Raw genomic sequence first — 20,578 nt, 5'->3', positions numbered from 1 at the left:
CCGCAATTAGTGCGGTATTTAATTATTGAGCTAAAAAATGCTATATGTTAGGAATTATTAACTCTTGATCAGGGTGTATAACATCTGGATTTTTGAGTATAGATCGGTTGGCTTCAAAAATTGCCGTGTATTTCATAGGATCTTTATAGTAATGTTTTGCAATTTTACTTAAAGATTCACCTTTTTTGACCGTATGTCTATGATATATTGAAGTGTCCATCACTTTAATATCGGCTTGTAAATCTGAAGGATTTTCGCCTCCAATTTCTTTAATTTTGTCCCAAAGCATGTTTTTTTCATACTGAGTTTGAGTTGCGCCTTTTATTTTTAAAACACCACCTTCTTCTTGTACGTCACCGTTTTGAACATTTAATTGCTCTCCTAATTCTAGAACTTCTTGATATTTTGATTTTACCATTTTTATTTATTTAGAGTTAATGTTATTATGTATTCAAATATAATGTTATAAATGTGTGGTATTTGTGAAAATTTATACAAAAATTACAAAATTATCGATGAAAAACAAAAAATATCTATATTCGGTGTAGTTAAAGAAGGTTATGTTTCGTAAGCGATACTTTTATATAATAGAGTTACAATATTTGGGTTTTAGATACCATGGATGGCAAAAACAACCACAGGTTAATACGGTACAGCGTATGGTCGAAAGAACTGTTGCATATGTTTTAGGTACCAAAGATTTTAAAATTTTGGCATCGGGCAGAACTGATGCTAAAGTTTCTGTCAATCGAACTTTTATAGAACTTTTTGTTGATAATGTTAAACTTAACACTGATTTTTTTAATGAGTTTAATAGTAACCTTCCGCAAGATATAAGGGCTTTGTCGATTGCTGAAACTGATGCCAACTTTAATATTATTTTACACCCTAAAATGAAAGAATATATTTATTTTTTCACTTTTGGTGAAAAATTTCATCCGTTTTGTGCTCCTTTTATGCTTTATTATAAACATTCTTTAGATATTTCTAAAATGCATCAAGCAGCTCAATTATTTGAAGGAGAGCATGATTTTAGGAGTTATTGTCATCGTCCTAAAGAAAAAACGGTTACAACCGGTCATATATATACTTGCGAGGTTGTAAAAAATGATATTTATACTGCTAATTTTTTTCCCGAAGAAAGTTATATGTTGCGTGTTAAAGGATTAGGTTTTAAAAGAAACCAGATTCGATTAATGATGGGAGCTATGTTGGATGTGGGCACTGGTAAATTTACTTTAGACTTTATTAAACAAACATTAGATCCAACTTCAGAAAAAATACAATTAGAACATATTGCTCCAGGCTCAGGATTGATATTAAATTCAGTTGAATTTTTAGAATCACTAGAGAATTTTTAAAGTTCTTTATTTTTTATAGCGGTTAAAGCTATTCTAATAACAGCATAGGGTATGTCACCTTCAAAATATTCATAATAAGTTTTTAATGTTTCGGGATTATTCAATATTGTTTGTGCTTTTTTTACCATTTCCAATTGAGTCGAATCAACTAAGCTTTTATAACGAATTGTTTCACCAGCTTCGGTAAGCTTAAAGAGATGAGAAATTATAGTTGCTTCGGTTAGTCCTCTTGTAATTGCCATTTCGGGAATTGTAAGTCCTTCTCTATACGCTGCTAATGTCTCATCTAGGGTGTTGCTTTTAGTCTTTCTTTTCTTTTTCTTTTTCTTTTTCTTTTTTGTGTTTAAAAACTCCCTAATCTCTTTAATGAAATCATAGCCATAATCATGCATTTTTTGTTTACCAACTCCGTTAATAGACATAAACTCTACATCGGTTGTTGGTCGCACTTGCTCCATTTCTTTTAAAGTAGCATCATTAAATATTTGATAAGCAGGAATGTCAGCTTTTATTGCTAATGTTAATCGCAACGCTCGTAAACGTTCAAAAAGATTAGAATTATTGTCTGGAGTTTTGGATACTTTATATTGCTCGTTCTTTTTTAAATCCACTAAATTAGCTAATTGTAATCTTTCATTTTCAAACAGAATTTTTTTAGATAAAGAGGTTAGTTTTAATCGGTTTTTTTGATGAAAAGCGATTTCTATATAACCTAAGTTCATTAATTGTATCAAATAATATTGCCAGTCAAGCCATGAGATGTCATTAGCAATACCATATACGCTTAACCTTTGATACCCTCGATCTAATACAACAGCATTTTTGGCACCGCGTAAAACATCGATTACAGTTCCTATAGGTTCATTTTCTTTTAACCGTGCAATTGCTGATAAAGCTTTTTGAGCTATTAACGTACCATCAATAAAATTAGGAGGATTTTTACATACATCACAGTTACCACAATCATTCTCGGTAAGCTCTCCAAAATAACTAAGTAAAATTTTACGTCTACAGGTGAGTGCTTCTGCATACTGTTTCATGCGTTCTAATTTTGCTTCTTGAACCTCTTTATTACCTGAGGTTGAATTAAATTTTTGCAATTGAATTATATCGGCATAACTGTGAAATAAAAGTGTAGCAGATGCTAAACCGTCTCGACCTGCTCGACCAATTTCTTGATAATAGCTTTCAAGGTTTTTGGGTAAATTATAATGAATTACCCAGCGTACGTTTGACTTGTCGATTCCCATTCCAAATGCGATAGTAGCACAAACTATGGGTAAACTATCATTAACAAAATCTTCCTGAATTTTGGAACGTTTATCATGAGAAATACCTGCATGGTAGGCGGCAGCATTGAACCCATTTATTTGTAGTTTACCTGCTAACTCTTCTGTCGTTTTGCGACTTAAACAGTATATTATTCCGCTACTGGTAGGGTATAAACCGATAAAATCAAGTATTTGATCTATACGTTTATTTGCGGGCCTTACTTCTAAAGATAAATTTTTTCTATCAAAAGATGCTAGATGTTGTGTAGCATTTGGTATATTAAGTTGATTACAAATATCAGATCGGGTGGCTTTATCTGCAGTAGCAGTTAATGCAATTATAGGTACATTAGAATATTTATTTTTTAAATAGCCTAATTGCTTGTATGCAGGTCTAAAATCGTGTCCCCAAGAAGAGATACAATGTGCTTCATCAATGGCAATCAAACTAATTTGGACGGTTGATAATTCTTCTTGTAGAAACGATAAACTTTCTGGAGCTACATATAAAAGTTTTAGAGAGTTTTCTTTTAATTGTTTAAAAATCGACGCTTGTTCTGGCTCAGACTGACTGCTATTGAGATATGCTGCTGCAATACCATTAGCTAGTAAACCGTCTACTTGATCCTTCATCAAAGCAATTAAAGGCGATATTACAAGGGTTATATGAGGTAATAGTAATGCTGGCAATTGATAGCAAATTGATTTGCCTCCTCCAGTTGGCATTATCACCAAATTGTCATGACCTTCAAAAATAGATACAATAATTTTTTCTTGTAATGGTCTAAAATGTTCGTATCCAAAATAATCTTTTAACGTCTTCTTTATCATTTTCTGTTCTAGCATAGCGGTGTAAAGGAACAAAATTTGACGATATTGTAAAGAGTGATTTTAAAAATTTTCTTTCAATAGAATCAATTTTCATCTTATATTTTGGTAAGGTTTATATACTTTGATTATGTTTACTATTACCTTTGTACTACAGTTAATTTTTCTACTTATACATGAGAAGACCTAAACATAAAAAAAGAAAAAAGAAAATTACACATCTTAATCAAATTCCTGGCACTTTAATTTATACAGGAGAGAAAGAGTCGCAAGATGTCTTAGTAGAAGTCATAAATTACAATTCAAATTTTTATGGAAGGAAAGACTCTAAAACTGTAGAGGATGCATTTGACTTTAAGGACACCGAGCATATTACCTGGATAAATGTAAATGGATTAAATAGGATTGAAGAAATTGAAAAACTTGGGCAGCATTATGATCTACACCCATTGATTCTAGAAGATATAGTCTCAACACAGCAAAGGCCTAAAATTGATGAGTATGCCGATTATCTATTTATTGTTTTTAAAATGCTATATTTTAATGATGATAATGAATTTGTAGCCGAACATATGAGCTTAGTTTTCGGTAAAGATTTTGTTTTAACATTTCAAGAAGCTGACGGTGATGTTTTTGATTCTCTAAGAGACCGTATTTCTAATTCAAAAGGTAGAATTAGAAATGCAGGAGCAGATTATTTGATGTTTGCAATTTTGGATGCTGTGGTAGATAATTATTTTACCATTATAGATACTATGGGAGAAAAAATAGAATTGTTAGAGGATACATTGTTTGCACAAACTACGAATGATGGCCTTACCTATGAGATACAAGATTTGAAGAAAGAAATTTTAAAGATTCGTAGATCTGTTTTCCCACTTCGTGAAGTTATTCATAGAATTGAGAGTCTTGATACACCATTAATTGAAGATAAAACTCAGAATTATTTGAGAGACCTATATGACCATATCATTCAGGTATCAGAGAATATAGATATTTACCGAGAGATGATTTGGGGGCTTATGGATATGTACATGACCACAATTAGTAATCGTATGAACGAGGTGATGAAAGTATTGACTATTATGGCATCCATCTTTATACCACTTACCTTTATGGCTGGAATTTATGGGATGAACTTTGAGTATATACCAGAATTGAAACTAAAATATGGTTATTTTTATTTATGGGGAGCTATGATCGTTGTTTTTATCGGTTTACTATATTATTTTAAAAGAAAAAAATGGTTGTAATAAATCTGTTCTATCAGTTACACAAATAATTCTGAGCTCAAATAGCGATCTCCACGGTCGCAAATTATTACCACAATTACACCTTTATCAATAGTTTTGGCTAATTTTAACGCTGCAGTAACTGCACCGCCACTGCTCATACCAGAAAACACACCTTCTTCTTTTGCTAGTCGTCTGGCCATTGCAGCTGCTTCTTGTTCGCTTACTTCTATTATATGATCTACTTTCTTTGGATTAAATATTTTGGGTAAATATTTTTGAGGCCATTTACGTATTCCTGGGATACTAGAATTGTCTTTAGGTTGTACACCAACAATTTGAACATCCTGGGATTGTTCTTTAAGGTATGTAGATGTTCCCATTATCGTACCCGTAGTTCCCATGGACGAAACAAAATGAGTGACTGTACCATTACTATCCTTCCATATTTCTGGCCCTGTTGTTTTATAATGCGCTTTCCAATTATCATCATTGCCAAATTGGTTTAACATAATAAATCCTTCATTTTTAACTTTAGCCTCGGCGTAATCACGAGCACCTTCAATTCCCATATCCTTCGCTGTTAAGGTTACTTTTGCACCATAGGCTCTCATAGTTTGTACTCGCTCCTTGGTAGCATTTTCTGGCATCACCAACTCAATTGATAATTTAAAAATACCAGCAATCATAGCAAGTGCGATCCCAGTGTTACCGCTTGTTGCTTCTATTAACTTTGAATTGATGTCTATGTCTCCACGATCCAAAGCAGATTGTATCATATTAAATGCAGCCCTATCCTTAACGCTACCTCCAGGATTGTGACCTTCTAATTTTAAAAATAAAGAAATATTAGGATTAGAAATCAATGTTCTCGCCCTAATCATAGGTGTGTTACCTATTAAATCTAAAATGTTCATATGTGTTAAATTGCTTTTTTAATCTTGATTTCAGAAGTGTTTGATATGATAGAATTTGATGGTACCGATGATGTTATCCACGTATTGCCGCCAATAATACTATTGGATCCTATGGTAGTATTGCCTCCCAAGATAGTGGCATTTGCATAAATAGTAACATTATCCTCAATTGTTGGATGACGTTTAGTATTACGTAACTCTCTGTTAACGTATAAACCGCCAAGTGTTACTCCTTGATACATATTAACATTGTTTTTAATAATTACCGTTTCACCAATTACAATACCTGTAGCATGATCAATAAAAAAAGAATCCCCTATGGTAGCTCCTGGATGAATATCTGTTCCTGTAAGACGGTGTGCATACTCTGTCATTAACCTTGGAACCAGTGGCAATCCATATAATTGTAATTGATGACTCAATCGATAGATAGCTATGGCATAAAAACCAGGGTATGCCATGTACACTTCTTCAATCGAATTGGCTGCGGGATCACTTTTAATAAATGCTTGCGCATCCCAGTTTAATTTAGTTAGGATATTAGGCAGGCATTCGAGATAAGACTGCCAAATTTTGCTACAAGGCTTTTCAATTTCCCAACACGCAAGATCGACCAGTATTTCGAACGTTTTTTCAAGCTGATCAATATTTTTTGAAACTTCGGTATCAGAATCAAATAATGTATAAAATAAAAGATTCGTAAAGTATTCGGTCTTTTCCTTTAATTTAAGTTTTAAATTAGGATTTTTCTTTTGTTCTTTAATTTTGGCGATTACGGCAGCTCTTTCTTCAGTCATATTGAAGTATATTAAAGTAGTAAAGATATATATTATCTCTGCATTTTAACGATTTTGTTAAAGAAATCCTTATGTTAAATGAGGAAATATTCTTCTTTTACGCGATGTTGTTATTATTCCTTTAAAATTTCGCTAATACCATATCAAGAAGGGATATTTTAGTACTTTTATATAAAAGTATATGTCTATGCTATCTTTGCCTAAATCAATTTTCACTTTTCTTAATGACCTTGAAAATAATAATGATCGAGATTGGATGTCCCAAAATAAAGTTCGCTATATAGATAGTGAAACGTATTTAAAACAATTTTACGAAGGTATTAAGGAAAGATTGAATGAGAAGGATGAAATAGAAAAGATAAAAGTTTTTAGGATAAATAGGGATATTCGTTTTAGTAAGGATAAGACGCCTTATAACATTCATCGCAGTGCAAGCTTTAGCCGTTCTGGACTCCATCGACGAGGAGGGTATTACTTGCGTATTGAGAATAGAAATAGTCGTATAGCAGGTGGTTTTTTTGACCCTAATGCTGAAGACCTTTTGAGAATTCGAAAAGAATTTGAACGAGATGATAGTGAAATTCGTGAAATCTTGAACCAAAAAGATTTCAAAAAAGCATTTGGTGGGTTTAGTGTTTTAAATCAGGTTAAAACCGCACCCAAAGGATTTAATAAGAATCACTCTGCTATCGATTTAATACGTAATAAGTCGTTTGTTGTATCACATACATTTACAAATGATGAAGTTTTGGCAGCAAACTTTACCGATAATGTAATATATCATTATGAATTATTAAGACCATTTTTTGATTATATGAGTGATGTATTAACCACCGATTTAAATGGAGTACCTTTAATTTAAATGAATCAAGTAATTAGATAGATAAAACATATTATGAGAAAAGTTGCGATAAATGGTTTTGGCAGAATTGGAAGAGCTGCACTCAAATTATTAATAGATGATACAAATTACAAAATTGTAGCTATTAATGATCTTATGCCGATTGAATCTGCTCAATATCTGTTAAAATACGATAGTGTATATGGTATTTATGACAAATCTGTCGAAATTGTTGAAGGTAAATTAAAAGTAGATAAACAGTTGATAAATTTTTATAACGAAAAAAATCCTTCTATACTTCCTTGGCGCGAGCATGATGTAGATATTGTTATCGAAAGTACAGGTTTCTTTACTAAAAAAGAGGATGCAGCAAAGCATATTGAGGCAGGTGCTACAAATGTAATTATTTCTGGGCCTACAAAAAGTAAGGATACACCAATGATTGTTCATGGTGTTAATACAGAGGATGGAAAAACTGCCATCTTTTCTTGTGCTAGTTGTACTACAAATAGTATTAGTCCAGTGGTCGAAATTTTAGGTAGAAAAATTGGTATTAAGAAGGCAATTTTGAATACGATCCACGCTTATACGGCATCACAATCCTTAGTCGATGGTGTATCTACGAAAAATCCTAGATTGGGTAGGGCAGGGGCTATCAATTTAACACCAACATCAACAGGGGCTGCGATTGCTACCACAAAAGTTTTACCAGAATACGATGGGAAGTTCGATGGTGTAGCAATTAGAACACCTGTTCCTGTAGGATCAGTAAGCGATGTTACGTTTATAGCTGCACGTAGTACTAGTCCAGAAGAAATCAATAGTATTTTGCAGGAAGAAGCTATAACTAATCGATATGCCAAAGTGCTGCAGGTTACATACGAACCGATTGTTTCATCTGACATAAAACAAAATACACATGCAGCTATTGTAGATGCTTCTATGACAAGAGTTGTCGATGGAGATCTGGTTAAACTTATGATTTGGTATGACAATGAATGGGGGTTCACTAGTCAAATGATAAGACAGTTAAAGGAAATTTGAGTAAAATATCAAAAAATATTAAAGGCCGTATTTAAATTATTAAATACGGTCTTTCTAATATAAATTCATGTCATTAAACGATACGTTTTATAACTCTTAGTTTATGAGTATGTGCACGTTTTTCGGTATTAAAGATTCCTGTATGATCAATACGGTCAACTCGTACATGACCATGAGCATGAATGATGTAGTTATCCATCATTATAATTCCAACATGTGTGATAACACCTTCTTCATTATCAAAAAAAGCCAAATCTCCTGGTTCACTTTCTTCAATAAAACTTAGGGCTTCTCCTTGTGTTGCTTGTTGCGAGGCATCTCTAAGTAATTTGTAACCATTCAGTTTATAAACCATTTGTGTAAATCCACTGCAATCAATTCCAAAAATTGTTTTACCACCCCATAAGTATGGTGCGTTTAGAAATAAATAAGCAGTCTCTACAAAATTGTTTTTTGCTCCTTTTTTTTCGATGCGTACACCATCATACCTGTGTTTGAATATGTCGAGAGCTGCTAATGAAGCTCCAAAAGGAATTGGTAAAAGCTGCTTCTTTTCAGTACTTACAAATTCTACCATATCGCCGACGAGACTTATTGGCTGTGCGTCAATACTTTTATAAGAGTCCTCATCGATTTCTATGTATTGTTTATTATCAATCCAACCTTCATACTTATCAAAAGCTAATCTAATTCGACTCCATTTTTTCCGTTGATCTAAAACTTTGAAATGCTCACCATAAAATACCTGAGAAACCATTTCACTGGGATCTCTAGGTTCAAAACGTAAAGGAACAATACTAAGATTGCAAATACCGTATTGCATGTAAATGTTGTAAGTTAATTAATCTTATGATTTTCTACATGCGCTCAATAACCATTGCAGAAGCACCACCACCACCATTGCAAATTGCAGCAGCACCGATTTTACCATTATTTTGCTCTAAAACATTCATTAATGTAATTAGTATTCTCACACCAGAACATCCTAATGGATGCCCTAAAGATACAGCGCCACCATTAACATTTGTATTCTTAGATGTTAATCCCAAAATTTTCATGTTAGCAAGTCCAACTACCGAAAAAGCTTCATTAAATTCAAAATAATCTACGTTATCCAAAGAAATTCCAGCTTTTGCTATTGCTTTTGGTAAGGCTTTTGAAGGTGCAGTTGTAAACCAAACGGGTTCGTGTGCAGCATCTGCATAAGACTTAATTTTTGTCAAGGGTTTTATTCCCAGCTCTTTTGCCTTTTCGGCACTCATTACAATAACTGCACCAGCGCCATCGTTGATTGTAGAGGCATTGGCAGCGGTCACTGTACCATCCTTAGAAAAAGCGGGACGTAAAGAAGGGATTTTATCTATTTTAACGTTCTTATATTCTTCATCTTCCTTAACTAGTATTGGTTCACCTCTTCGTTGTGGTACTGCTACAGGAACAACCTCATTAGCGAATTTTCCATCTTGCCAAGCTTTCGCAGAGCGATTATAAGATTCTATGGCGAAGGCATCCTGATCTTCTCGTGAAAAATCGTATTCTTTTGCGCACAAGTCTGCGCAAACTCCCATTGCGTTATGATCATAAGCATCAACAAGACCATCTTTTTGCATACCATCTTCAAGAGTCTGAGGACCAAATTTATGCCCATTTCTTAAACGAACATAGTGTGGAATTAAACTCATATTCTCCATGCCACCAGCAACTATAATATCGGCATCTCCTAGAGCGATAGATTGTGCTGCTTGCATTACCGCTTTCATACCGCTGGCACAAACTTTATTAATTGTGGTGCAGGGAACCTCAAAACCAATACCAGCAGCAACTGCAGCTTGTCTAGCAGGTGCTTGTCCGTTTCCAGCCTGTACTACATTACCCATTATAACTTCTTGAATCATTTTAGGATCAAGATTAATTTTATCCAAAGCACCTTTTATAGCAGTAGCTCCTAGTTGGACTGCAGGTACTGTAGATAGGCTTCCCATAAAACTTCCAATTGGCGTTCTTGCAGCCGATACTATTACAACTTCTCTACTCATTATATAGATTTTAAAATGTGTGTATTGTTATTTTGCGAATTTAAGGATTTTTGTAGGATTTGCATAAGGAAGTTACCAACAGTCTAGACATAGGATTACTCTTATAATTTTTAGTACTTTTGAGTAAATTATTCAATTCATCTAGTGAAAAATCTTTTAAATCATCTTTATAAAAATCAATCTTATATTTATAAAGCGTTATTATTTATTTGTACTTCGTTTCTAATTGTATATATATTTCCTAAGGGAGGCGTTTTTAAATACGAATTTACTAAAGGAAAACCTTGGCAATACGATAATTTGTATGCACCGTTTGATTTTGCTATTGCGAAGACTCCAGAAGAAATAACTGCTGATAAGGCACAAATTAAAGAAAACAGTATTCCGTACTTCGTTTACGACACTGTAATAGCAAATAGGGCAATGCAAGGGTATAACGATACGTTTGCTTCGAACCTAGAAGTTTTAAATTTGAGTAGCTCTGGAGATGAAGCTCGCTTATTTGGACGGGTTTTATTGAATGATATTTATCGCTACGGGGTGTTAGAAGAGCGTTATGCATATGACGAAAAAAGACAAATATATCTCAATAAAGGTAATCAAGCCGAAGCTATATCTTATGGTCAACTACTCACTTCAGATCAACTTACAGGTTTAATAAATTCTAGAATCGATAATAGTGAATATTCAAAATTTAAAAATGGATTTATAGCTTTATATTATGATCTTGTGAGTCCTAATGTTCGTTTGGATAGAGAGCTAACTCAAAGTAGTTTGCAGAATGAACTAAGTAAGGTGCTGACTACGCGTGGAAGTATCTCAAAAAATAGTAGGATAATTGCAAAGGGAGAAGTGGTTGAAGGGGTTAAATTACAAATGCTACGATCTCTCAAATCTGAATATGAATCACAGGTATGGAGTGATAAAAATTTTTACTGGATTGTTGTTGGATACAGTGTTTTGGTATCCTTAGCATTGCTGATGCTATTATTATTCTTAAGAAAATATAGAAATGATATTTTTGACAATAACGCGCAAGTAACTTTTATTGTATTTAATGTATTAACCATGGTTGTTGTGACAACACTGGTTGTTAAATTTCGCTCAGATTATATTTATATTGTACCACTAAGCATTTTACCCTTGGTACTCAAAGCATTCTTTGATTCGCGAATAGGTTTATTTGCGCATGTTATTACTGTATTGATCTTAGGTTTTGTAGTTCCCAATAGTTATGAATATACTTTTCTACAAATTATCGCAGGAATTGTAACAATTCTTACTATTTCAGAATCCTTCAGACGCGCAAATTTATTTCTATCTGTAGGTCAGATTACTGTAAATTACATTGTTGCCTATATAGCTTTTCATCTTATTCATGAAGGAAATATCAATACCATTGACTGGACAACGGTATTGTTTTTCGTTCTAGGAGGTTTAGCTACACTTATGGTGCATCCATTAATCTATGCATATGAGAAAATTTTTGGTTTGGTATCTGATGTTTCATTATTGGAGTTGAGTGACACAAATTCTAAGTTACTCAAAGAGTTGTCTGACAAGGCCCCTGGTACGTTTCATCACTCGTTAAACGTAGCAAATATAGCAGAAGCAGCTGCAAATGAAATTGGAGCTAACTCAATGTTAGTAAGAGTTGGAGCTTTATATCACGATATCGGTAAAATGGCAAATCCAACTTATTATACCGAAAATCAATCAGCCTCTGGAAATGCTCATGATGTACTATCACCTAAGGAAAGTGCAAAAATTATAATAGATCATGTAATTAGAGGTGTTGAGATAGCTAAACGAAATAAGATTCCGGATAGAATTATTGATTTTATTAGAACACATCATGGAACTAGTACTGTTTATTACTTTTATAGTAAAGAAAGAGAAGTTAATGATAATGTGTTAATTCAGGATTTTCAATACCCCGGGCCTAAACCCTTTTCCAAAGAAACTGCTATACTTATGATGAGCGATAGTGTGGAAGCTGCATCTAAGAGTTTGAAAAATCCAACCAGTAGCTTGATAGATACTTTTGTTGAGAAAATAATAAACAAACAAATGGCTGAAGGTCAATTTTTAAATTCTAATATTACATTCAAAGAGATTCAACAAGTAAAGAAAGTATTTAAACGTAAATTGACAAATATTTATCATTTGAGAATTGAATATCCAGAGTAGAATAAAAAGTCATTCTGAAGTTTGGTATATTTTTATATTTTAGTAGACTTACATATATTTTTTATCCATCCAAAAGGTTCCAAAAGGTATAATAGAACATATTAAAACAATTCCTAACGTTTTATAATCCCAATCTTTACTGTTTTTCACCATTATTGTTAAACATACATACGCGACAAAAAGAAGACCATGAGCCATACCAATGGTTTTATTGGCCTCTGGCATATCTAAGAAATATTTAAGTGGCATAGTAACAAAAAGAATCAGTAAAAAGGAGATTCCCTCTAGGTAGCTAACAATTTTGAAAGTACTAATCATAGGGATTATTCATTATAAAAGACTAAATATGGCTATTGCATACAGGTAAAACCGAACAAAGCGAAGCAGCCCAAAAAGTAAGTATCCGATAAAAGAATACTTAATCATACCAGCAGCTATACTGGTCATTGAAAAAGGTATGGGAAGCAACGCACCCACAATAATTAAAAATCCTCCCCATTTGCGAGTATTTTTAATATGTTTAGCCATTTTCACTTCCAAATATTCATGAATTGCAGGAATCTTAGTAATCGATTTACCAATGAAATAGGAAATAATTCCGCCAGCGTACGAAAGAAATGCTAAAATCGACAAATAAAGTATTGGACTTGAAGCCTTATCACTCCAAGCAATAAAAATCTCTGGAGGAACAAGTCCCAAAAAAGATTCTGAAACAAAAAATACTGAAAAAACTACGTAATCAGAGTAATTTTGAGTTACATAGTTCAACACATCATTAACATTAATTATAAAGTAATTAACAAATAAAAGTATTGCTACAAAAATTATGATAGGAGGCAATGCTTTTTTCATACTCACACCTAAAAACTTATAAAAGCCTGTATAAGTATAATACTGATGGAGGAGTTGTAATTTGCTTTTCCTTTCAGATCTGGTGTTACTCTTCATACTCTTCTTCTGATCATTTTTCAATAGCACAAAAATAAGTTATCTCAAACTTTCAAACTATACAAATACCCTTATATTTATGCTAAAAATTATAAAATTTTCTATAATTATAATTACTATCGAAGGAGGTATAACGTTGCAAATTCAAAATAATTTTACATCTCGAATAAAAACCCCCTAATTGAAATTATTAAGGGGTGTTCAAGGTCTTTATAAAACTAAGCGTTTAGTGCGTCTCTATATTCTTTTAAATCCGCAACATTCATTTTATTGGTTAAATCCTTAAACAAGGATATCATGTATGACAAACTTTCAACAGGATTAAGTTCTACATCAGAACTAGTTGTAGCTAATACATCACCATCTTCCTCTTCTTCTAGAGGATCATCTTCGGGAATAGGAATTAAAAAGGAATCATTCTCTTCGACATGTTCATAGGTATAGCGTAACACTTTCACCGCTAATGGAATTTGCTCTTCAAGTGCATATGTACGTAATTCTTTTAAATCTTCAATTAATGTATTAGTAATGATACCGGAACGATCTAAATCTGCTAAGATTTTATCAATTAACTGCAATGCCTTTTTATTTTCCAAAGAAGTAGATTTATAGTAATGGTTAAAATTTTGATGCAAATTTACTTCTTATTACCTTTTTTATAAAATGTTTCCGTGATTTATTTCGAATTATTTAATTTGAATATTAATGAATGATTAAAATGTTTAGTCACCAGATTTTTGAAAGATTTCAAACAAGTTAAAGTGCCGATATTCCTGCTAAAGTTTGAGGTTTAACCGTAGCTATTTAAGTAATGAACTTAGTATCTTTGGCAAGTATTCCAATTACAATTTTTCCCTTACTTTTTTTGTTTTCCCCTTAAACTTACCTCTGTTGAATACAGGAGGTAAGTTCTTCTTTGTCTTCTGTTTCTAGAATAACAAACTATTATAATTGTATATTGAGCCTTAAGAATATTTGATTTAATCTAAAGCGTTTCTATATTCAAACTTTAACATTATTGGAAAACCATTGATTTTTAAAGGAGCAAAAGGTTTTTAACAAATTTAAATTATTAATTATTTATAAAAAAGGAATGGTTATTGATTATTTTAATTTGTAAAAAAAAATTGTACATTGTAATATTATCTAATGTTTGCTAAATTTGCTGTTTAGCAAGCAAAATTAGAGCCCAAATTTAGAATAAAATGAATTTAAACTGTAAAAATCGAATACTACTTTTTTTTATTGTTATCATTCAATTTTCCTTTGCTCAATCTGAGTATGAGCTTAGGGAATCAGAGATGATTAATGTGCAAAAAGATATTGTAGGCAAATTAACAGGCTATTTACCTATAAAGGGTAAGAAAAAAATTGAGAGTAGGTCAAAAACTAGTGAGCGTAAAATAGTAGCTGATTACTTGGAGGATTTATTAAAAGAAATTGGTTTAAAACCAAAATTGAATAGCTATAATGTTCAAGATAAAAAGGGGAATCAATTTTCTGGTACTAATGTTTATGCCGTGATTCCTTCGACAACTCCTTCGAGTGAATATGTAGTTCTCGGAGCACATTATGATACTTCGGATGGTTCTCCAGGTGCTATACATAATGCTACGGGGCTCGCGTTGACACATTATGTCGCTTCACAATTAGTCAAACTTTCTTCCCGAAGTAAAAATTTTATTATTGTATATTTTGATCAACAAGAAACTAGTATGATTGGATGCCGTATGTTCGCTCAAAAAATGAAGGATGATAAAGTTGATATTCATTCAATGCATCGTGTAGATTATATGGGTTGGGATCTAGATGAAGATCGAGCAATAGAATTGCTAGCTTCTAGTATTAGTCTCGAATCCTTATATAGAATGGAATCTCCAGTACCTGTTTTTAAAAGGCTTGTTTCGACTCCAGAAAGTCGTATTTTCTCAACTCTAGGTTTTGAAACTATAACTATTACCTCTGAACTAAAGAATTCCGACAGCTCTCCTTATGTACATCAGTCTTCTGATACCTACACAACGGTGAATTTTAAATATTTAGCATCGACTACCGATATCGTGTTAAATGTTTTTAAGGTACTTGCTAGATAGATCGAATAATTGTAAGAATCTCGAAAAATTTAAAAACCTTTCTTAACTCATAAGAAGGGTTTTTAAATTTTGATAATTCACTATTAAATTGCTTTTCTTTTTTTTATGTAGTATTTCTTTTATTTGATAGGGTATTTCTAATGAGACTTCAAGGGTTTCTTCAATTATAGATCTAAATTTAATTGGATGGGCCGTTTCCAAAAATACGCCTATCTCGTTTAATGTAAGTCCATGTTTTTTTAATCCTAAGTAACCTACAGCACCATGTGGATCTGCAATATAACTGGCTTTTGCATACAATTCTTGGATAGCTTTTTTTGTATCATTATCATTAAAACTGTAAGAGCTAAATTCGGTTTTTAGATCAGTAAAGTTGTTTTTATAGAGTTCTAAAATTCTATTAAAGTTACTAGGATCACCTACATCCATAGCGTTTGACAAAGTGGCTAGAGATGGTTTAGGTTCATAAATACCATTTTTTAAAAATCTAGATATTACATCATTACTATTTGTAGCAGCTATCAAATGCTTACTAGGTAAACCTAATTTTTTGGCTACTATACCAGCACAAATGTTTCCAAAGTTGCCACTAGGAACAGAGAATACAATCTCTTTTCCTGCGGACTTAAGTTGTTTGAAAGCTAAAAAATAATAAAATGCTTGAGGTAGCCATCTTGCTATGTTGATTGAGTTTGCTGATGTCAATTTACGTTTATCTTGAATATCTTTATCCAAAAAAGCAGTTTTAACCATATCTTGACAATCATCAAATGTACCAACTACTTCTAGTGCGGTGATATTATGACCTAATGTAGTTAATTGTAGTTCTTGTATCTCACTAACTTTACCTTTCGGATATAATATTACTACATCAATATTTTTTGCTTTCAAAAAACCATTAGCAACTGCGCCTCCTGTATCTCCCGAAGTAGCGACCAGTACAGTAGTTTTATGCTGAGTGTTTTTATTGAAATATTCTAAACATTTAGACATAAATCTAGCACCAACATCTTTAAAAGCCATAGTTGGGCCATGAAAAAGTTCAAGTGTTCGTATGTTAGAATCAATACGAACTACAGGGAAATCAAAATCTAAAACCTCTTCTAGAATTTGTACCAAATTACTTTTTGGAATACAATCACCAATAAATTGATCTATTACTTGATAAGCTATTTCAGTGGTGCTTAATTGCTCTATATTAGTAAAAAAGGAGGAAGGTAGTTTTGTTATTTTATCGGGAAAGTAAAGTCCTCTGTCAGGAGCAATACCTGCTATTACTGCTTCCTTAAAGGATATTTTATGGTTGTTGTTTTTGAGACTATAGTATTGCATGAAAATATTATTTAGTAATACTGTAAAATGAAAAAATGTTAAGCAATAATTCGAATACCAGTTGCATTTATTGTCGATATATATATGTCAAAAGTTATTTCGGTGGATAGGCGTAAAGCGTGCATTGCACTAGCTATTTTATTAGCATTCTTTATACCTTTACTCAATGCAAAAATAGCAGGTCCTGATCCAGAAATTCCACATCCTAATGCACCATGTTCTAACGCCGTTTTTTTGATAATATCAAAGTTTGGAATTAATACAGAGCGCAGAGGCTCGATGATCACATCTTCTAAACTTCTACTTATTAATCCATAATCACTTAGACAAAGTCCAGCTACAAGACCTCCAATATTACCCCATTGTACAACAGCATCCTTTAGCAGAATATGTTGTTTCAGAACAGCTCTGGCGTCCGATGTTTTTATTTCAATTTGCGGATGAATAATAACTGCCGTTAAATCTTCTGGAAATGGAAGCTTAATTACATCCAAAGGGGTGTAACTTCTTATTAACGTAACTCCTCCCAAAAGTGCTGGTGCTACATTATCTGCATGAGGGCTACCACTAGCAATATTTTCTCCATGCATAGCAAATCTTATCAAATCGTTTGGCGTAAATGGTTGTCCTAACAATTCGTTCACTGCCCAAACTGCACCTGCACTGCTAGCCGCACTGCTACCGATACCACTTCCTGCTTTAATTTTTTTATGAATACTAATGATAACTTTTTTTGGTTCTTTTAATTCTACTAAAAGTGCTTGCACAGCCACGCTTGCAACATTGAGATGTGCTTCTCTTGGAAGATTGGCACCTTCAATTTTATCAATTTCAACCCCATTTCCATTTTCAATACTAACAGTCATTTCATCTCCTATAGTGTCCAAACAACAACCTAATACATCAAAACCACAGGATAAATTAGCAATGGTGCTTGGGCTAAAAATTTTTATCTTTTTCATTACAACAAGGTTTAAATTTTTCCAATCCTAATAATATCGGCAAAAATACCTGAAGCGGTTACAGCAGCGCCAGCGCCAGCACCTTTAACTAGGAGAGGATTTTTCGGATACCGATCAGTAAAAAATAAAACAATATTATCACTGCCGCTTATGTTGTAAAAATCATGGTCTTTAGGAATTTCTTGTAGTCCTACTGTTGCTTTACCATTATCTAATTGTGCTACGTATTTTAATTTGGAACCTTTATTTTCTGCTTGAATAAATATGTTTTTAAAATATTTTTCTTCGTTTAATAGGCAATTATAAAATTCATCAACTGATTGGCTGCTCAGACACTTTTTTGGTAAAAAAGAAGTATTGACAATATCCTCCAATTCTAACACTAATCCACTTTCTCTAGCAAGTATTAAAATTTTTCTAGCAACGTCAATACCACTAAGATCGATTTTAGGATCTGGTTCTGTATAGCCTTCTTTTTGAGCTTGTTTTACAATTTCGGCAAAAGATGTGTTGGCTTGATAGTTGTTAAAAATATAATTAAGGCTTCCCGATAGTACTGCTTGAATTTTATGTATGCGATCTCCCGAAGCTATTAGATTATTGAGTGTGTCAATTATAGGTAAACCTGCACCTACATTTGTTTCAAATAGAAATTGTGCATTATATTTTTTGGCTAAATTTTTTAAATTTTTGTATTTTTCCATAGAAGCAGAACATGCTATTTTATTACAGGTTACTACAGATATACTTTCCCTCAAGTAATACTGATAAATATTTGCAATATCATGGGTAGCTGTATTATCAATAAAAATTGCGTTACGTAGATTTAATTCTTTAACAATCTTGAGAAAGTTTTCTGGATTCGATGGATTTCCTTTAGCTAATTGTTCTTTCCAAGTATCTAACTGTATTCCATTCTCATCAAAACACATAGTTTTTGAATTTGATAAACCTACGATTCTTAACTTTAAGTGCAGTTCTTTTTTTAAATATTCTTTTTGTTTGTCAAGTTGTTCTAATAATTTGGTTCCAACATTTCCAACTCCAACAATAAACAGATTAAGCTGTTTGGTTTTAACTTCAAAAAAACGTTCATGCAAAGTATTTAAAGCTTTTTTTACATCTTTCTTTTCTATAATGACCGATATGTTTTTTTCTGATGCACCTTGAGCAATTGCTCGTATATTTACATTGTTTTTACCCAAAGTACTAAACATTTTTCCACTTAATCCTTGATGTTTGTACATATTATCACCAACTAAAGCTACTATTGCTAAATTCTTTTCGGTATTTATTGGTTTGAGAGCATTTTTTAAAATTTCATATTTAAATTCGTCATTCAATAATTTTTTGGCTTTCGAGGTATCATTGTCACGAATTGCCAAGCAAATAGAGTGCTCTGACGATGCTTGTGTAATTAATATCACGTTAATATTGCTTTGATAGAGTCTTTCGAATATTCGTTTTGAAAACCCCGGAATCCCGACCATACCGCTACCTTCGACAGATACTACCGAAATATTATGTATATGCGTAATGCCTGTCACTGGATAGTTATGAGAAGTACTATGGTCTGTTATGAGGGTTCCTTCAGCACTTGGGTCAAAGGTGTTTTTTATTTGAATAGGAATATTCTTTTCTAAAACAGGTTGTATCGTAGGAGGATAAATTACTTTAGCTCCAAAATGAGAGAGTTCCATTGCTTCCTGATATGATATATGAGGAATCGCTTTTGCCTGTTTAACGATTTTTGGATTTGCTGAAAATAAACCGCTAACGTCTGTCCAGATTAATAATTCATTTGCATTTATAGCAGCAGCGAGTATAGCAGCAGTATAATCCGAACCTCCTCTACCTAAAGTAGTGGGAGTACCTGCTACTGTTGATGCTATAAAACCTGGAAATACTGTTATTTTATGTGTACGTATTTTTTCATATTTAGCTATTTTTTTATTTGTAATTTCATATGAAACAGAGGTATCTGTATGAGAGTCACATGTAATAAAATCACGAGAATTTTGGAGAGATACGTTCAATGCTATATTTTTCAATATATTATAAAGGAGATAAGAGGATAAAATTTCTCCATAACCAGTAAGTAATGATAGCGTTTTAGAAGGTAGTTCGTTAAGTAAATAAATACCTTCACATAATGAGTTTATCTTTGTGAAATGTTTTTTTAATTCACGCAAAATTTCATCTTGATTACCATCAGGTACCATTTTTTCTAGTACCTCTGTATGTATACTTTCAATCTTAGTTAAAATAATTTTATAAGAAGCATCTCTAGCTTTTGCGGTGGTCCCCGTTTGAACTAGTAGATCTGTAATACCGCCAAGTGCTGAGACTACTACGTAGATGTCTTGATGCTGAGCATATTGTTTTATTATATCGACTGTTTTTGAGATGGCATCAGCGTTTTTAACTGATGAACCACCAAACTTGAGTACTTTCATATCTCAATTTTTTTTTGGTAAAACTTTTTACATTAGTTTTTGGTAAAACTATAAAGGATGCGAATATTAAAAATAGAAATAACCCCTAAGGGTATTTGTAGTAGTAATAGAGATACCGCCAATAATTGTAATTGCCAAGAATGGCATTAGCAAATATTTTAAAAAGAATAGTAGATGGCTAGCGGTACTGAGCATTGGATTATTATCTTTATAAATCAAATGTATTGATTAAAAAATTAAAAACTAGTACTATCAAGAAACTTGCTAAAT

Annotated in this window: 18 protein-coding genes; 6 read left to right on the top strand and 12 right to left on the bottom strand. The window is 32.5% G+C overall.

Features of this window, described 5'->3' with window-relative positions:
- Positions 1–40: 40 nt before the first annotated feature.
- Positions 41–418 carry a LysM peptidoglycan-binding domain-containing protein gene (locus ACE939_RS06070; protein ID WP_378187965.1) on the bottom strand — a complete coding sequence of 126 codons (378 nt, stop codon included), beginning with the start codon at positions 416–418 and terminating at the stop codon, positions 41–43.
- A 142-nt stretch (positions 419–560) separates the two neighbouring features.
- Between ACE939_RS06070 and ACE939_RS06065 the strand changes: the two genes are divergently transcribed.
- A complete protein-coding gene (locus ACE939_RS06065; RefSeq protein WP_378187964.1) occupies positions 561–1,361 on the top strand; it encodes a tRNA pseudouridine synthase A in 801 nt (266 codons plus the stop codon).
- On the opposite strand, the gene recQ is transcribed toward ACE939_RS06065, so the two are convergent.
- Positions 1,358–3,463, bottom strand: coding sequence for a DNA helicase RecQ (recQ, locus tag ACE939_RS06060; RefSeq protein WP_378187963.1), 2,106 nt, complete (start codon positions 3,461–3,463; stop codon positions 1,358–1,360). The genes ACE939_RS06065 and recQ overlap by 4 nt on opposite strands.
- A 173-nt stretch (positions 3,464–3,636) precedes the next feature.
- Between recQ and corA the strand changes: the two genes are divergently transcribed.
- A complete protein-coding gene (gene corA / locus ACE939_RS06055) occupies positions 3,637–4,713 on the top strand; it encodes a magnesium/cobalt transporter CorA (RefSeq protein ID WP_378187962.1) in 1,077 nt (358 codons plus the stop codon).
- Between the two features lie 17 nt (positions 4,714–4,730).
- On the opposite strand, the gene cysM is transcribed toward corA, so the two are convergent.
- On the bottom strand, positions 4,731–5,609 hold the full coding sequence (cysM, locus tag ACE939_RS06050) for a cysteine synthase CysM (protein ID WP_378187960.1): 879 nt from the start codon (positions 5,607–5,609) through the stop codon (positions 4,731–4,733).
- Positions 5,610–5,614: 5 nt separating this feature from the next.
- Entirely contained in the window at positions 5,615–6,406 is a 792-nt protein-coding gene (gene epsC / locus ACE939_RS06045) for a serine O-acetyltransferase EpsC (RefSeq protein WP_378187959.1), read from the bottom strand.
- A 187-nt stretch (positions 6,407–6,593) separates the two neighbouring features.
- Here epsC and ACE939_RS06040 point away from each other — a divergent pair, with 187 nt between their 5' ends.
- Positions 6,594–7,268: a DUF2461 domain-containing protein gene (locus tag ACE939_RS06040; protein ID WP_378187958.1), complete on the top strand. Its 675-nt coding sequence runs from the start codon at positions 6,594–6,596 to the stop codon at positions 7,266–7,268.
- 33 nt (positions 7,269–7,301) lie between these two features.
- Entirely contained in the window at positions 7,302–8,291 is a 990-nt protein-coding gene (locus ACE939_RS06035) for a type I glyceraldehyde-3-phosphate dehydrogenase (RefSeq protein ID WP_378187957.1), read from the top strand.
- A gap of 73 nt (positions 8,292–8,364) precedes the next feature.
- Here the strand turns inward: ACE939_RS06035 and ACE939_RS06030 are convergent, their stop codons facing one another.
- Together ACE939_RS06030 and ACE939_RS06025 are read right to left on the bottom strand one after the other, a co-directional pair.
- Complete coding sequence (locus ACE939_RS06030; protein ID WP_378187956.1) at positions 8,365–9,114, bottom strand: NlpC/P60 family protein; 750 nt, start codon at positions 9,112–9,114, stop codon at positions 8,365–8,367.
- A gap of 34 nt (positions 9,115–9,148) precedes the next feature.
- Positions 9,149–10,327: an acetyl-CoA C-acyltransferase gene (locus tag ACE939_RS06025; protein ID WP_378187955.1), complete on the bottom strand. Its 1,179-nt coding sequence runs from the start codon at positions 10,325–10,327 to the stop codon at positions 9,149–9,151.
- A gap of 144 nt (positions 10,328–10,471) precedes the next feature.
- On the opposite strand from ACE939_RS06025, the gene ACE939_RS06020 reads away from it, so the two are divergent.
- Entirely contained in the window at positions 10,472–12,517 is a 2,046-nt protein-coding gene (locus ACE939_RS06020) for an HD family phosphohydrolase (protein WP_378187954.1), read from the top strand.
- 48 nt (positions 12,518–12,565) lie between these two features.
- Here ACE939_RS06020 and ACE939_RS06015 read toward each other — a convergent pair whose 3' ends face one another.
- The 3 genes from ACE939_RS06015 to ACE939_RS06005 all read right to left on the bottom strand — a co-directional run bounded on the left by ACE939_RS06015 (position 12,566) and on the right by ACE939_RS06005 (position 14,100).
- A complete protein-coding gene (locus tag ACE939_RS06015; RefSeq protein WP_378187953.1) occupies positions 12,566–12,835 on the bottom strand; it encodes a DUF3817 domain-containing protein in 270 nt (89 codons plus the stop codon).
- Positions 12,836–12,847: 12 nt separating this feature from the next.
- Entirely contained in the window at positions 12,848–13,465 is a 618-nt protein-coding gene (locus tag ACE939_RS06010; RefSeq protein ID WP_378187952.1) for a YqaA family protein, read from the bottom strand.
- Positions 13,466–13,683: 218 nt separating this feature from the next.
- On the bottom strand, positions 13,684–14,100 hold the full coding sequence (locus tag ACE939_RS06005; protein WP_378187950.1) for a hypothetical protein: 417 nt from the start codon (positions 14,098–14,100) through the stop codon (positions 13,684–13,686).
- Between the two features lie 570 nt (positions 14,101–14,670).
- Between ACE939_RS06005 and ACE939_RS06000 the strand changes: the two genes are divergently transcribed.
- Entirely contained in the window at positions 14,671–15,558 is an 888-nt protein-coding gene (locus ACE939_RS06000; RefSeq protein ID WP_378187949.1) for a M28 family peptidase, read from the top strand.
- A gap of 42 nt (positions 15,559–15,600) precedes the next feature.
- Here the strand turns inward: ACE939_RS06000 and thrC are convergent, their stop codons facing one another.
- Genes thrC through thrA form a run of 3 tightly spaced genes read right to left on the bottom strand, consistent with a single transcriptional unit; the run spans position 15,601 to position 20,308 of the window.
- Complete coding sequence (gene thrC / locus ACE939_RS05995) at positions 15,601–16,890, bottom strand: threonine synthase (protein ID WP_378187947.1); 1,290 nt, start codon at positions 16,888–16,890, stop codon at positions 15,601–15,603.
- Positions 16,891–16,928: 38 nt separating this feature from the next.
- Positions 16,929–17,852 (bottom strand): homoserine kinase, encoded by a 924-nt coding sequence (locus ACE939_RS05990; protein WP_378187946.1) that lies wholly within the window; start codon positions 17,850–17,852, stop codon positions 16,929–16,931.
- A gap of 11 nt (positions 17,853–17,863) precedes the next feature.
- Positions 17,864–20,308: a bifunctional aspartate kinase/homoserine dehydrogenase I gene (gene thrA, locus ACE939_RS05985; protein WP_378187945.1), complete on the bottom strand. Its 2,445-nt coding sequence runs from the start codon at positions 20,306–20,308 to the stop codon at positions 17,864–17,866.
- Positions 20,309–20,578 lie beyond the last annotated feature (270 nt).

This window comes from Aquimarina rhodophyticola (genome assembly GCF_042434915.1).
In the GTDB taxonomy this organism is placed as follows: domain Bacteria; phylum Bacteroidota; class Bacteroidia; order Flavobacteriales; family Flavobacteriaceae; genus Aquimarina.
Note: the sequence above shows the minus strand (reverse complement) of the source record. Positions and strands in the feature narration are given on the sequence as shown.